Here is a 14,079-nt window from a genome sequence, read left to right as displayed (position 1 = left end):
GGCCTCAGTCGCGCAGCGTCGCGTACCAGGTGGCGCACTCGTCGTAGGACGGCAGCAGGCCCGCCTCGCGGGCCTCGTCCACCGACGGCGCGGCGGCGTCCTTGGGGGACAGCACGGGCTCGACGTCGGCCGGCCACGGCAGGCCGAGCGACAGGGGGTGCACGGCGCGCTCGGCCTTCGGGTTGAAGCCCTCGGAGCACAGGTACGACGTGATCGTGCCGTCCTCCAGCGCCATCAGCGCGTGACCGAGGCCCTCCGGCACGTAGACCGAGTTGAACCGGTCGGGCGACAGCTCCACGGCGTCCCACTCGCCGAACGTCGGCGAGCCCACCCGCAGGTCCACCACGACGTCGAGCAGCCGGCCGCGCGGGCAGTGCACGTACTTGGACTGCCCCGGCGGCACGTCGGCGTAGTGCAGGCCCCGGACGACGCCGCGCCGCGACTCGCTGTGGTTGGTCTGGGCGACCCGCAGCGGGTGCCCGACGGCCTCGACGAACGCCGCCTCCTGGAACGGCGCGACGAAGAGGCCGCGGTCGTCGCCGAACACCGAAGGGGTGAACTCGAACGTGCCGGGAATTTTCAGCTCACGTGCCTGCATGGCGTCACCCTAGAACGTGCCGGCTCTTGACCGATCCTGCCTGCGGAAACTGACCGGTCGGTTCAGAAAACCGGACGTACGTTCTGCGAAAACCCGCTCTGACCTGCGGAAAGACTGTGACCCCCGTCGCAGACAGCGGTCCTGATCACTGCCATGCTTGCCGGACACCGCCCCCCAGGGACGCCGCGCTGACCGCGTGGCGGAGCCCGCAGCCAGGCCCCGCAGACCCGCGTGACAACGCCGGTCCGGTGCGCCGCAGGAATCGCGCACCGCAGGAGGGACTCCCGTGACCGCACTGAACGAGAAGCCGACCACCGCCGAGCTGACCGACGACGAGATCTTCGCCGCCCACGAGGGCGGCAAGCTGGGCATCGGCGTCACCGCGTCGCTCGCCGACTCGCGCGCGCTGTCCATCGCCTACTCGCCCGGCGTGGCCCGGGTCAGCCAGGCCATCGCCGGGGACCCGTCGCTGGCCGCCCGCTACACGTGGGCGCACCGCCTGGTCGCCGTGGTCAGCGACGGCACCGCGGTGCTCGGCCTGGGCGACATCGGCGCGAGCGCGTCGCTGCCGGTCATGGAGGGCAAGGCGGCGCTGTTCAAGACCTTCGGCGGCCTCGACTCGATCCCGCTGGTGCTGGACACCACGGACGTCGACGAGATCGTGGAGACCCTGGTCCGGCTGCGCCCGTCGTTCGGCGCGGTCAACCTGGAGGACGTGTCCGCGCCGCGCTGCTTCGAGCTGGAGAAGCGGCTGATCGAGGCGCTGGACGTGCCGGTCATGCACGACGACCAGCACGGCACCGCGGTCGTCACGCTGGCCGCGCTGCGCGGCGCGAACACCGTGCTCGACAAGCGCATCGCCGACCAGCGGATCGTCATCTCCGGTGCGGGCGCGGCCGGCGTGGCGTGCGCGAACATCCTGCTCGCGGCCGGTGCGGGCGAGGTCGTGCTGGTCGACTCGCGGGGCATCGTGCACGAGGGCCGCGACGGGCTCAACCCGGTGAAGGCCGAGCTGGCCGCGCGCACCAACGGCAGCGGCCTGCGCGGCGGCATCGCCGAGGCCCTGCGCGGGGCGGACGTGTTCGTGGGCGTCTCCTCGTCCACGGTCGGGGAGGAGCTGATCGCGTCGATGGCGTCCGACGCGGTCGTGTTCGCGCTGTCCAACCCGGACCCGGAGGTCCACCCGGAAGTCGCCGCGCGGCACGCCGCGGTCGTCGCCACGGGGCGCAGCGACTTCCCCAACCAGATCAACAACGTGCTCGCGTTCCCCGGCATCTTCCGCGGCGCGCTGGACGCCGGCGCCACCCGGATCACGGAGGGCATGAAGCTCGCCGCCGCGGGCGCCATCGCGGCCGTGGCCTCGGAGGACCTGGCCGCGGACCGCATCGTGCCGAGCGCCCTCGACCCGCGCGTCGGGCCCGAAGTGGCCGCTGCCGTGGCCTTGGCAGCACGTCAGGACGGAGTAGCCTGACCGGAGGCGGAGTCGGGAGAGCTCCGGCCGCGAAGTCCACACCCCTCAACACGGCAGCGAAACCACTACCGTGATGTTTCGTTAGCCCGTTGGGGGGTGGGCGATAACGCTCCGAAGCGCTACGGTCCCTCTCCACGGGTGAATATCCACCCATGGAGAGGGACGCCCCAGTAGGGGCCGCTGTCGGGTGCGGTCGGGCCGGTCATCCCTGCCGTGTTCACGGGAAGGTGGGACCGTGCCCAAGCGGGTTGGACGGGCTCCTGTGGCGCTCGACCCTGCGCGTCCGACGAACGGCCAGGTGACGCTCGACGGCCTCGCGCTGCCCGAGGCGCCCACCCTGCTCTGCGACCCCAAGGGCATCGTCATGCGCGCCGGCGCCGCCGCGGTCGAACTGGCCCGCGTCCGCTCCGCCGACGACCTGGTCGGCCGCCCGCTCGGCGAACTCCTGGTCGGCGGCCCCGACGACCTGCGCCTGCGCCGCGCCGACGGCGTGCTCGTGCCGGTCCGCGTGGTCCGCACCCAGGTGCCCGGCACGGGCCTCCAGGCGGTGCTCCTGGTCGACGTCTCCGACCTGGCCAGGGCCGCCGAGGACCTGCGCGACGAACAGCGCAGGCTGCGCACCGTGCAGCGGGTCGCCCAGATCGGCTCGTGGGAGTACGACCCGGGCACCGGCGTCACCGTCTGGTCCGACAACCACTTCGAGATGATGGGCCTCGACCCCGCCGAGGTGGTGCCCGGCGCGCAGGCCGTGCTGGACGTCGTCCACCCCGACGACTACGACATGGTCGCCAGCTACTGGTCCAACCGGGAGCTCGACGGCAACCCCATCGACATCGTCTACCGGATCTACCGGCCCGACGGCGACCTGCGCTGGATCAGGGGAGTCGCCGAGGCGAAGCTGCGCTCCGACGGGCGCACCCAGTTCATCACCGGCTACATCCGCGACATCACCGACCAGTGGCGCGCCGACCGCGCCCTGGAGACCGAGCGCGCCCGGCTGCTGGAGGCGCAGCGCATCGCGCGCATGGGCAGCTGGAGCTACGAGGCGTCGCCCGTCGCGGCGCAGCCCGGCCGGGTCCACCGCAGCGAGGTGCTGCTGGAGATGTACGCCGAGCTGGGCGTCGTCCCCGGCGACGACCTGCTGTGCGGCGTCCACCCCGATGACCGGGGCCGGCTGGAGGACCTGCGCCGCGCCCTGCTGCGCCCCCGGCGCGGCGACCCGGACGCGGGCCGCACGCTGGAGGCGGAGGTGCGCAGCGAGCTGGGCGACCGCGTCTACGTGTGCCGCGCCCGCGCCGAGTTCGAGGGCGGCCGGGTCCGCCGGCTGCACGGCACCATCCAGGACGTCACGGACGCCCGCGCGCTGGAGCGGCAGCTGCGCGAGGACCGGCGGCGGCTGGCCGACGCGCAGCGCGCCGCGCAGCTCGGCGTGTGGGAGTGGAACCTCCAGACCGGCGACGTGCTGTGGTCGGACATGATGACCCTGCTGTTCGGCGTGCCGCGCGGGGAGCACACCCGCTACCAGACCTACCTGGACCTGGTGCACCCCGACGACCGCGCGTGGGTGGACGACCTGTGGCAGCAGCTGGCCACCGAGGAGCGGTCGATCCAGCTGGAGCACCGCATCGTGCGCCGGGACGGCGCGGTGCGCGTGTTCCGCTGCTACGGCGTCGTGGTGAAGGGCCCCGACGGGCTCCCGCTGGCCGTCGGCACCGCCCAGGACATCACCGAGCAGCGCGCCACCGAGACCCGCATGAAGAGGTCGAGCCAGCGGTTCGCCGACCTCGTGTCCCTCACGCCCGTCGGCATCGGCCTGTTCGACGAGGGCGAGCGGCTGGTCGACGCCAACGACGCGCTGTGCGACCTGCTCGGCATGGACCTGGAGCAGCTGCGCGGCATGACCGCGGGCGACCTGACGCACCCCGACGACCCGGGCAACCCGCTGCCGTCCATCGACGACATGTCCGCGGCGGGCGCCGAGCGCACGCACAAGGTCCCGCAGCGCATCCTGGTGCGCCGCGACGGCGTGCAGGTGTACTGCGAACTGCACGTCGCGCTGTCCGTGCAGGACGACGGCCGCCGGTTCTGGCTGATCGTGTTCCAGGACATCACCGAGCGCCGCCGCACCGCCGAGGCGCTGCGACACCAGGCCACGCACGACGAGCTGACCGGGCTGCCGAACCGGGCGCTGGTCAAGGAGACGCTGGGCACGCTGCTGGAGTCGCCGGAGCGGTCGAAGGTGGCGGTGCTGTTCTGCGACATCGACAACTTCAAGCGGGTCAACGACTCGCTGGGCCACGACGCGGGCGACGAGCTGCTGGTGGCGCTGGCGCGGCGGCTGGAGGGCGGCCTGCCGGACGGCTGCACGGCGGCCCGGTTGTCGGGTGACGAGTACGTGATCATCTGCGAGAACATCGACCGCGTCGGCGGCGTGGACAAGCTGGCCACGACGGTGGCGAGCCTGCTGCGCACGGTGGTGCCGGTGCACGGGCAGCTGGTGCGGGTGTCGGCGTCGATCGGCGCGGCGGTGCCCAACGGGTCCCGCGCCACGGGCAACGACCTGCTGCGGTTCGCGGACGCGGCGATGTTCGAGGCGAAGCGGTCGGGCGCGGGGCGGGTGTCGCTGGCGTCGGCGGCGCTCATCGCGTCGGCGGACCGGCAGGTGCACCTGGAGGGGCAGCTGCGCGAGGCGCTGCAGAACGACGGGCTGGCGCTGCACTTCCAGCCGGTGGTGGGCGTGGACGGGTCGGTGCAGACGGCGGAGGCGCTGGTGCGCTGGCCGCACCCGGACCGCGGGCTGCTGCCGCCGGACATCTTCCTGCCGGTGGCCGAGCAGGGCGACCTGCTGCGCGAGCTGGACCGGTGGGTGCTGCGCACGGCGCTGAAGGAGGCGTCGACGTGGCCGTCGCCGGGCGACCAGCCGGTGTCGGTGGCGGTGAACCTGGCCGGTCTGGTGCCGGGCGACCCCGAGTTCGTCGACATCGTGGCCGACACGATCGCCGAGACGGGCATCGAGTGGGACCGGGTGGTGCTGGAGCTGGTCGAGACGGCGCTCGTGGACCTGCCCTCGCGGGTGCGGCAGTCGATGGACGAGCTGGTGGAGCGGGGCATCCGGTTCGCGGTGGACGACTTCGGCACGGGCTACTCGTCGTTGGCGCGGCTGAAGGACCTGCCGGCGCAGATCATCAAGGTGGACCGGCGGTTCGTGTCGGGCGTGGGCAACGACTCGTCGGACTTCGCGGTGGCGCGGGCGGTCGTGGACATGGCGCGGGCGATGGGCCGCAAGTGCGTGGCGGAGGGCGTGGAGACCGCGACCCAGTTCCACGTGCTGCGCGGCGTCGGCGTGGACGCGTTCCAGGGCTGGCTGTTCTCCCGGCCGGTGCCGCCGAAGGAGTTCCGGGCGGTCCTCGCCCTCGGACCCCTGCACATACCCCGCGCGGGCTGATCCGCGATACTCCACGATCGGGTGGCGGCCGGCAGTGGGGGGACGTGGGTGGACCCGGAACGGATGATCACGGACCTGGAGGCGAAGGCGCGCGACCTCGCCCGGCGCTCGCGCGAGGTGCGCGACGGCATCGGTGCCGCGACGGCCACCGCGTGCTCGCCCGACGGCGTCGTGACCGTGACCGTCGCCCCCAACGGGGCGCTGCGCGACATCGCGTTCGCCCGGTCCGCCGGGCTGTCCGACGAACGGCTGGGCGAGCTGGTCCTGGCCACCGTCCGCCAGGCGCAGGCCGAGGTGGCGCGGCGGGTGGTCGAGGTCGTCGAACCCGAGTTCGGCGGCACCGAGGCCATGGACTTCCTGACCGGGTTCCTCCCCGCCGGAGAACGGGTGGCGCGCGTGCCGCTGCCCCCGCCGGCCGTGCGGGCGGAGGACGTGCCGGACGCCGCGCCCGACCTGCCGCTGCCGCGCAGCCTGCGCGGAACCGACGACGACGGGGGGACGGCCCCGCGGTGAGCGACCTCGACCTGGCCGCGGGCCTGGCCGGCGCCGACCTGCCCGGCGCCGACCTGCCCGGCGACGCGTTCGGCGTGCTGCTGCGGCCCTTCGCGGAGGACGCCGCGCGCGTCCTCGACGACGTCCGCCGCGCCCTGGCCGACAGCGGCCTCGACGCGCCCGGCTGCGGCGGCACGACCGCGCCCGGCCGGGGACTGGCCGCCGCCTGGCTGGACACCCTCGGCGTCGCGCTCGACCCGTTCGAGGCGCTCGGCGCGGCCGGCGTCGGCTGGCTCGTCGAGCACGTCCGCTTCCTGCGCGCCCCGCTGGACTGGCTGGAGGGCGACGGCGAGCGGATCAAGGAGGTCGTCGCGCGCTGGCGGCAGGCGTCGCTCGACCTGGACCGCCTGGCCCGCGACCGCCGCGACGAGGTCCGCGTCGAGGTGACCGGCTGGGCGCCGCGCGCGGCGGAGGCGTTCCGGCGGGCGCGGCTGGCGTCGGCGGACGAGGCCGAGGCGGCGTCCCGGACCTGCGCCGCGGTCGCCGACCACGTGTCCACCGCGGGCACCGTCACCGCCGCCGTGCGCGGCATGGTGCGCGACCTCGTCGTCACGTTCGCCCGGGAGGCGGTCCGCAACGCCGCCGTGGCGCTGGCGTCGGCGGAGGCGAGCGGCGGCGCGTCGGTGGCCGCGTTCACCGCGTGGGCGGTCGGCCGGGCGGCGCACGTGCTGGAGCGGATCACCGCGCACGTGCTGAACCTGCTGCGCGCGGTCGCCCGCATCCTGGGCCGGCTGGAGGAGCTGGCCGCCTCCTTCGCCGCCAAGGGCTGAGCAACCGGTTCCCCGCTCGCGCGTCCTACTCCCGGTGACCGTCGGAGGGGGCTCGGTGGGATCGAGGACGTGGCAGGTCGTCGGGGTCGTGGCGCTGGTGCTGCTGGGCCTGTCGACGGGAGTGGTGGCCGTCGCCCTGCCGTGGTGGGAGATGGCGGCGTGGGTGCTGGTCCCCCTGGGCCTGGCACGGGCGACCTCCGCCCTGCGGCCCGGGAAGGGGAACGCCGCCGCCGGCGCCGGCCTGGTCGTGGGGCTCGTGCTGGTGACGGCGTCCGGCTGGGCCGTCCCGGCGGCCTGGCTCGCGGTGAACGGCGAGCAGGTGCGGTGCGCCCTGGTCGACCGCACCGCGGTGTCCACGAACGGCCAGGGCGGGCGCAACCGGTACGAGCACCACTTCGACTGCGCGGGCGAGCGGGTCCGCTACGACGTCGCGCGCACCGGTCACGTCGCCGAGGTCGGCGAGACCCGCGACCTCGTGCTCGACCCGGCGCGGCGGGTGCCGCCGCGGCTCGGCCCGGTGTCGCGGTTCCCCGTCCTCGTGCTGCTCCTGCTGTGCGCGGGCGCGGCGGCCTTCGTCGTCCTGGTCGCGGCGGCGAAGAGGGAGCCCGCGCCGCCGAAGCCGCTGACCCCGGACGACGGGTTCCTCTAGCGGTCAGCCCGCCGATCCGCCGATCAGCGGCAGCAGCGCGGCGATCCGGTGGCGCGGCAGGTCGACCAGCCGCAGCTCCAGGTCGTCGGAGTCGCCCACGGCCTCGTCGATGCGCTGCCTCGCCTCGCGCTTGGTCACCGCGCCGCGCGACGCCGTGACGAGCGCCTCGCGCCACACGTTGCCGAGCTTGCCGTGCGCCCGCACCAGCACCTCGCGCACCGCCAGGCCGCCGGTGTCGAGGGTGCCCGCGAGCACCTGGTCCGCCACCACGACGCAGTGCTTGCCGTCCGGTGTGGACCGCAGGAACCGCAGCGCGAACCTGGTGCCCACCAACGAGGCCAGGCCCTTCTGCCCCTTCTCGGACGCCACGTCGGGGTGGTTGTTCGGCACCAGCGCGGCCATCCGGCCGGGCGAGCAGGCGAGCAGGGTGCGCAGCAGCCACGGGCCCGGGTCGCCGGACAGGTCCACGGCGAGCGACGCCGCGCCCTTGCCGACCGGCTCCGCCCAGCCGGGCTGCCGGGGCCTCGGCGGCGGCGAGGACTCCGGGCGCGGGGCCAGGTCGACGAGGGCCTCCAACGCCTTCGAGCCCGGCCCGGACGCCTCCACGGACTGCGGGCCGTGCGTGTAGATCGAGGTGCGCGCGGGCGCCACCGGGCGGCGCGACGTGGGTCGGCACACGTACAGGTCGGCGGCGCTGCCGATGGCCTGCGCGCCGTCGAACCGGTGGAACGCGGGCAGGATCGCCTCGAACACCAGCCCCAGGCGTTGCAGCTCCTGCTGCACCTTCAGGCCCAGGGCGGGCGTGCGGTCGCTGAACCCGTGCGCCAGCAGCACCCGGCCGCGACCGGGGTCGGCCAACGCCTCGACGGCCCGCCCGGCGAACAGCGCCATGCCCTCCGGCGTGTACGGCGGGTCGCTGAACACGAGGTCCGCCGTCTCCAGCACGGCGGGCGGCAGACCGAACCGGAAGTCCGCGTGCACCGTGCGGATCGCGAACCCGCGTTCGGCGGCGCGCTCGTCCACGTACTCCAGCAGCCGGTCGTCCACGTCGACCACGACGACGGACACGTCCGGGTTCACCGAGCACACGGCGAGCGAGGTGAGGTCGTGGTCGCCCAGGCACAGCAGCGTCCGGCCGGCCAGGTCGTAGGTGTTGTCCAGCCACAGCGCGCGCTTCAGCGCGGTCTCCGCCGTGGCCTGCACGTGGTCCAGCGCGGCCAGCGGCGGCGGCACGTCGGCGATGTCGGCGAGGATCGCGCGCAGCTGCGCGGTGTGCCGGGACAGCAGCGCGCCGAACGGGTCCACGAGGTCGTCACCGCCCACGCCGAACCCGGCGTAGTCGGCGGCGTGCGCCGGCGCGAGCCGGTAGCGGTCGCCGCTGGTGTCCAGGTCGTCGCCGATCGCCGTCAGCAGTTCCTGCACGGTGCGCCGGGGCACCGCCGGGAGCCGCACCAGCTCGGCCAGCGTGTGCCAGTCGTCGGCGAGCAGGTCGACGACGCGGCGGAGCCCTCGGGCGTGCGCGCCGCGCTCGGCCAGGAGCGCGCGGACTGGTTCGGTTGCCACAACCGGTGCAGCCTACCGACCGGAATGCGGAACGTCGTGCCACGGTCGGACCAACGGGCTAGGGTCGATCGACGTTCGACGGCTCCCCCAAGCGGCGAGAGGACCACGGGTGATCGAATTCCGCGGCGTGACCAAGCGGTTCGACGGCGGGACCACCGCGGTGGACGACCTGGACCTCGTGGTCGAGGCCGGCACGATCACGGTGTTCGTGGGGCCCTCGGGGTGCGGGAAGACGACGTCGCTGCGCATGGTGAACCGGATGATCGACCCCACGTCGGGCACGATCCTGGTGGACGGCAGGGACGTCTCGGGCGTCGACCCGCCCACCCTGCGCCGCGGCATCGGGTACGTCATCCAGCAGGCGGGCCTGTTCCCGCACCGCACCGTGCTGGACAACGTGGCCACGGTGCCCCTGCTCACCGGCTGGACGCGCCGCAGGGCCCGGGCGCGCGCCGCCGAGCTGCTGGAGCTGGTCGGCCTGCCCGCCGAGCTGGGCCGCCGCTACCCCGCACAGCTCTCCGGCGGCCAGCAGCAGCGCGTCGGCGTGGCGCGGGCGCTCGCCGCCGACCCGCCCGTGCTGCTGATGGACGAGCCGTTCAGCGCCGTGGACCCGGTGGTGCGCGAGGGGTTGCAGGACGAACTGCTGCGGCTCCAGGCCGAACTGGACAAGACCATCGTGTTCGTCACGCACGACATCGACGAGGCGGTGCGCATCGGCGAGAAGGTTGCGGTTCTCCGAACCGGCGGCGTCCTCGCCCAGTACGCGCCGCCCGCCGAGCTGCTGGCCCGCCCGGCGGACGACTTCGTGGCCGGTTTCGTCGGCAAGGACCGCGGCTACCGCAGCCTGTCCTTCGTGGACCCCTCCGGAGTGGAGGTGGCGGACGTGCCCACGGTGTCCGAGGGGGCGCCGGCCGGACCGGGCGCCGACTGGCGGCTCGTCGTGGACGCCGACCGGAAGCCGCAGGGCTGGGTCGCGCCCGACGGCGCCACCGTCCCCGGCGGCTCGCTCTACGAGGTGGGCGCGCCCATCCGCGGCGCGCTGGACTCCGCGCTGTCCTCGCCGTCGCGCCTCGGCGTGGCCGTGGACGCCGACGGCAGGCTGGCCGGCGTCGTCACCGCGCGCCAGGTCCTCGACGTGATCGAGGGCCGCCGTGGGTGAGATCGCGACCTACCTGGGCGACGCCGGCACCCGCGCCGCGCTGCTCGACATGCTGCTCGACCACGTCTACCTGTCGCTGGTGCCGCTGGCCGTGTCCGTGCTGCTGGCGATCGTCCTCGGCCTGCTGTGCCACCGGTTCCGCCGCCTCAGGGCGGTCCTGGTCGGACTGTCGAACGTGGTCTACACGATCCCGTCGCTGGCGCTGTTCGCGATCATCCCGGCGGTCATCGGCACGCAGGTGCTCGACCCGCTCAACGTGATCCTCGCGCTCACCGTCTACACCACCGCGCTGCTCGTGCGCCCGGTCGCCGAGGCGCTCGACGCGGTGCCCGCGCACGTCACGGCCGCCGCCACCGCGATGGGCTTCCGGCCGCTGCGCCGCTTCCTCACCGTCGAGCTGCCGCTGTCCGTGCCGGTGCTCGCGGCCGGGGTGCGGGTCGGCTCGGTGAGCAACATCAGCCTGGTCAGCGTGGGCGCGCTCATCGGCACCGGCGGCCTCGGCACGCTGTTCACCGACGGGTTCCGGCAGCGCTACCTCGCGCCGATCGTCATCGGCATCGTGCTGACGCTGGTGCTGGCGCTCGTGGTCGACCTGCTGCTGGTGCTGCTGCGCGACCGGCTGACGCCGTGGGCGAAGGCGGGCACGCCGTGATCTTCGCCGACGCGCTCGCCTGGCTGCTGGACGCGGCCAACTGGACCGGTCCCAAGTCGATCCCGGTGCGGGTGGGCGTCCACCTGCTGTACTGCCTCGGCGCCGTCCTCGGCGCGGCGGCGATCGCCGTGCCGCTCGGGCTGTTCGTCGGCCACACCGGCCGCGGCGGCGTCGTCCTCGTCGGCGGCAGCAACGCCCTGCGCGCCCTGCCCACGCTCGGCCTGGTCACGTTCCTGTACCTGGTCGCGGGCGGCGGCACGTCCGGCGTGCTCATCGGCCTGGTGGTGCTGGCGATCCCGCCGATCCTCGCGGGCACCTACGCGGGCATCCAGGACGTCGACCGCGGGGTCGTGGACGCCGCGCGCGGCATGGGCATGACCGGCGCGCAGCGGCTGTGGCGGGTCGAGGTGCCGAACGCGCTGCCGCTGCTCCTCGGCGGTCTGCGCAACGCCACGCTCCAGGTCGTCGCGACCGCCTCGGTCGCGGCGTACGTGGGCATCGAGACGCTGGGACGTCCGCTGCTCGACGGCCTGCGGGTGCTGGACTACGGGCAGTTCGTGGGCGGCGCGATCCTCATCGCGCTGCTCGCGGTCCTGCTCGACGTCCTGCTCGCGGTCGTCGGGCGACTGGTCGTGCCGGCGGGTTTGCGGGTGTCCGCGCGCACCGCGCGGGGACCGTCGAGACGCCGACGCCGGGTCGAACCGGTGCTCGTCGATTCAGGAGGAAGCACGGCATGAAGCGCACGTTGGCCGTCATCGTCGCGTCGGCCGCCCTGGTGCTCTCCGGCTGCGGGTCCGCGGAGGACCTCGGCGGGAGCAACCAGCCGGCCGCGTCGGGCGAGGTCGTGGTCGGCTCCGCCGACTTCACCGAGAACAAGATCCTCGCCGAGATCTACGCGGGAGCGCTGAAGGCGACCGGCGCGACGGTGACGGTGAAGTCCGGCATCGGCGCCCGCGAGCTGCTCGTCAAGGCGTTGCAGGACAAGTCGCTCGGCGTGGTCCCGGAGTACACCGGCAACCTGCTCAACTACTTCGACAAGACCAACACCACCACCGAGTCCGAGGAGGTCTACGCGGCGCTCAAGTCCAAGACCCCGTCCGGGCTGGAGGTGCTCGCGAAGTCCGAGGCCGAGGACAAGGACGTCCTGGTGGTCACCGAGGAGACCGCCGGCAGCGGCGTGAAGTCCATCGCCGACCTGGGGACCGGCAAGTACGCGCTCGGCGCGCCCGGCGAGTGGGCGCAGCGCTGGGAAGCCAAGATCAAGGAGCTGTACGGCGTCACGTTCAGCGAGATCAAGACGACCGACGCGGGCGGCCCGGTGACCGTGGACTCGCTGAAGAACGGCACGGTGCAGGTCATCAACCTCTACACGACGTCGGCCGACATCGCGGCCAACGGCTTCGTGCAGCTGGAGGACCCGAAGGTCATGTACCCGGCGCAGAACATCGTGCCGCTGCTGCGCTCGGACGCGGTCGACGCCAAGGGCAAGGAGGCGCTGGACAAGGTGTCGGCGGCGCTGACCACCGAGAAGCTGGCCGACCTCGTGAAGCGGGTGGACGTCGACAAGGAGACCGCCGTCAACGTGGCGGCGGACTTCCTCAAGACCGTCTCGCTCTAGTCACCCCGCGGCGGCCCCGGACCCCTCGGCGGGTCCGGGGCCGCTGTCGTGCGCCGGGCTCACGCAGCCGGGCTCACGCAGCCGGGCTCACGGGTTCGTGCGGCGCTCCGGAGTCGGGTGATCCGAATCCGGCCATGTGCGTGCCTCTTCCGTCGCCCGAGAGGTCCGGCGGCGGCACCCCGCCGTTACGGCCTACCTCAGGCGCGCGGTCAGCTCGTCGGCCGTGCGCCGCGCCTCCGCCGCCAGGTCCGGCCACGTCTGCCCGCACTCGCCGCCGTCGGCCGTGTCGCACACGTGCCGGAACGTCACGGTGACCGCCGCGATCGGCCGCCCGCCGTGGTCGAACGCCGGGGCCGCGACGGACGCGAACCCGGCCGTCACGTACCCGTCCTCCACGGCCCAGCCGCGCCGGCGCTCGGCGGCCAGCAGGCGGCGCAGGGCGGGCAGGTCGGCGGGACCCCGGCCGGTCCGGTCGACGAACGACGACACCCCCGGGAACAGGGCGCGCACCTGCGCCGCCGGCAGGTGCGCCAGCAGGGCCCGCCCGGACGCGGTCAGGTGCGCGGGCAGCCGCACGCCGACGTCCGACACGATCGTCGTCGGCTGCCGCGGCTGCTCGCGCACCACGTAGAGCGACTCCGCGCCGTGCAGCACGCCGAGGTGCGCGGTCCGCCCGAGCTGGTCCACGAGCCGCCGCAGCAGGGGCCGCGCGAGCCGTTCCAGCGGGTCGTGCCGCAGGTAGGCGGACCCGAGTTCGAACGCGGCCACGCCCAGCCCGTAGCGCCGCTCCTCGGGGAAGTGGGTCGCGAACCCGGCCGCGGCCAGCTCCGCGAGCAGGTGGTAGGTCGTGGAGCGGGGCAGCCCCAGCTCGCGCGCCACGGCGGCGGCCGACATCGGCCCCGGTCTGCCGGCCAGCAGCCGCAGCACCGCGAGCCCGCGCCGCAGTGCCGGCACGTCGCTGCTGGCTCCCACGGGCCCATTCTCAACACAACGCCGCCGGGGCGCATTGGACGGGTATGAGCACCGGCTTCGAGGAGTTCGCCACCGAGCACGCCACGCCGCTGCTGCGCTACGCGACCGTGCTGACCGGCGACCCGCACCTGGCGCAGGACGTCGTCCAGGAGGTCCTGTTCCGGGCGCAGCAGAAGTGGGCGCGCATCGGCTCGGTCGACGCGCCGGGGGCGTACCTCAAGCGGATGGTCACCAACGAGTACCCCGGTTGGCGCCGCCGCCTGAGGGCGCACCTGCCCCTGACGGGCGTGGACCCGCCCGAACCCGATCCCACCGCCCACCACGACGAGCGGGAGGCGATGCTCCAGCGCATCGACCGGCTCCCGCGCAAGCAGAAGGCCGCCGTGGTCCTGCGCTACTACGAGGGCTGCGACGACGCCGAGATCGCCGCCGTCCCGGGGTGCGCCCAGGTCACCGTCCGCAGTCACATCTCCCGCGCGCCGGCAGTGCTGCGCGCCGACGAACGCGTGAGGCAGTCCCGATGAACGACACCACCGAAGACCTGATCGCCGACGCCCTGGAGCACCGGGCCGAGCGCACGCCGCCGGCCGGGCACCCGCCGCCCGGCTGGGCACCTCCTCCGCGCCCGCC

The 14,079-nt window shown here is 74.2% G+C and carries 13 protein-coding genes; 10 read left to right on the top strand and 3 right to left on the bottom strand.

The genetic code is table 11. From position 1 onward, the window contains the following. Positions 1-4: 4 nt before the first annotated feature. Entirely contained in the window at positions 5-598 is a 594-nt protein-coding gene (locus CKY47_RS24650) for a dTDP-4-dehydrorhamnose 3,5-epimerase family protein (protein ID WP_306748467.1), read from the bottom strand. A gap of 286 nt (positions 599-884) precedes the next feature. Between CKY47_RS24650 and CKY47_RS24645 the strand changes: the two genes are divergently transcribed. The 5 genes from CKY47_RS24645 (at position 885) to CKY47_RS24625 (ending at position 7,485) form a co-directional block, all read left to right on the top strand. After that, positions 885-2,069: an NAD(P)-dependent malic enzyme gene (locus CKY47_RS24645; RefSeq protein WP_306748466.1), complete on the top strand. Its 1,185-nt coding sequence runs from the start codon at positions 885-887 to the stop codon at positions 2,067-2,069. A gap of 235 nt (positions 2,070-2,304) precedes the next feature. Then, on the top strand, positions 2,305-5,514 hold the full coding sequence (locus CKY47_RS24640; protein ID WP_306748464.1) for a bifunctional diguanylate cyclase/phosphodiesterase: 3,210 nt from the start codon (positions 2,305-2,307) through the stop codon (positions 5,512-5,514). Positions 5,515-5,577: 63 nt separating this feature from the next. Further along, positions 5,578-6,027 (top strand): YbaB/EbfC family nucleoid-associated protein, encoded by a 450-nt coding sequence (locus tag CKY47_RS24635; protein WP_306748463.1) that lies wholly within the window; start codon positions 5,578-5,580, stop codon positions 6,025-6,027. After that, positions 6,024-6,836: a hypothetical protein gene (locus tag CKY47_RS24630; protein WP_306748462.1), complete on the top strand. Its 813-nt coding sequence runs from the start codon at positions 6,024-6,026 to the stop codon at positions 6,834-6,836. Before CKY47_RS24635 ends, CKY47_RS24630 begins: the two co-directional genes overlap by 4 nt. 55 nt (positions 6,837-6,891) lie before the next feature. Then, positions 6,892-7,485, top strand: coding sequence for a hypothetical protein (locus CKY47_RS24625; RefSeq protein ID WP_306748461.1), 594 nt, complete (start codon positions 6,892-6,894; stop codon positions 7,483-7,485). Between the two features lie 3 nt (positions 7,486-7,488). Here CKY47_RS24625 and CKY47_RS24620 read toward each other — a convergent pair whose 3' ends face one another. Beyond that, positions 7,489-9,048, bottom strand: a complete 1,560-nt coding sequence (locus CKY47_RS24620; protein WP_306748460.1) for a bis-aminopropyl spermidine synthase family protein — start codon at positions 9,046-9,048, stop codon at positions 7,489-7,491. Positions 9,049-9,157: 109 nt separating this feature from the next. On the opposite strand from CKY47_RS24620, the gene CKY47_RS24615 reads away from it, so the two are divergent. From CKY47_RS24615 to CKY47_RS24600, 4 genes are read left to right on the top strand one after another with little or no spacing between them, the layout of a single operon-like run. Next, a complete protein-coding gene (locus CKY47_RS24615; RefSeq protein ID WP_306748458.1) occupies positions 9,158-10,207 on the top strand; it encodes an ABC transporter ATP-binding protein in 1,050 nt (349 codons plus the stop codon). A 49-nt stretch (positions 10,208-10,256) separates the two neighbouring features. Next, the gene (locus CKY47_RS24610; protein ID WP_306748684.1) at positions 10,257-10,859 is read left to right on the top strand and encodes an ABC transporter permease; all 603 of its coding nucleotides are present in this window, start codon (positions 10,257-10,259) and stop codon (positions 10,857-10,859) included. Then, on the top strand, positions 10,859-11,596 hold the full coding sequence (locus CKY47_RS24605) for an ABC transporter permease (protein WP_371320732.1): 738 nt from the start codon (positions 10,859-10,861) through the stop codon (positions 11,594-11,596). Before CKY47_RS24610 ends, CKY47_RS24605 begins: the two co-directional genes overlap by 1 nt. After that, entirely contained in the window at positions 11,593-12,477 is an 885-nt protein-coding gene (locus CKY47_RS24600; RefSeq protein ID WP_306748456.1) for an ABC transporter substrate-binding protein, read from the top strand. Before CKY47_RS24605 ends, CKY47_RS24600 begins: the two co-directional genes overlap by 4 nt. Before the next feature lie 192 nt (positions 12,478-12,669). Here CKY47_RS24600 and CKY47_RS24595 read toward each other — a convergent pair whose 3' ends face one another. Further along, positions 12,670-13,449: an IclR family transcriptional regulator gene (locus CKY47_RS24595; RefSeq protein ID WP_306748454.1), complete on the bottom strand. Its 780-nt coding sequence runs from the start codon at positions 13,447-13,449 to the stop codon at positions 12,670-12,672. A 44-nt stretch (positions 13,450-13,493) separates the two neighbouring features. On the opposite strand from CKY47_RS24595, the gene CKY47_RS24590 reads away from it, so the two are divergent. Continuing rightward, positions 13,494-13,973, top strand: a complete 480-nt coding sequence (locus CKY47_RS24590; protein ID WP_306748453.1) for a SigE family RNA polymerase sigma factor — start codon at positions 13,494-13,496, stop codon at positions 13,971-13,973. Positions 13,974-14,079: the final 106 nt, after the last annotated feature.

This window comes from Saccharothrix longispora, from assembly GCF_030852425.1.
Taxonomy (GTDB): Bacteria; Actinomycetota; Actinomycetes; order Mycobacteriales; family Pseudonocardiaceae; genus Actinosynnema; species Actinosynnema longispora.
This window is presented reverse-complemented; position numbering and strand designations above follow the sequence as displayed.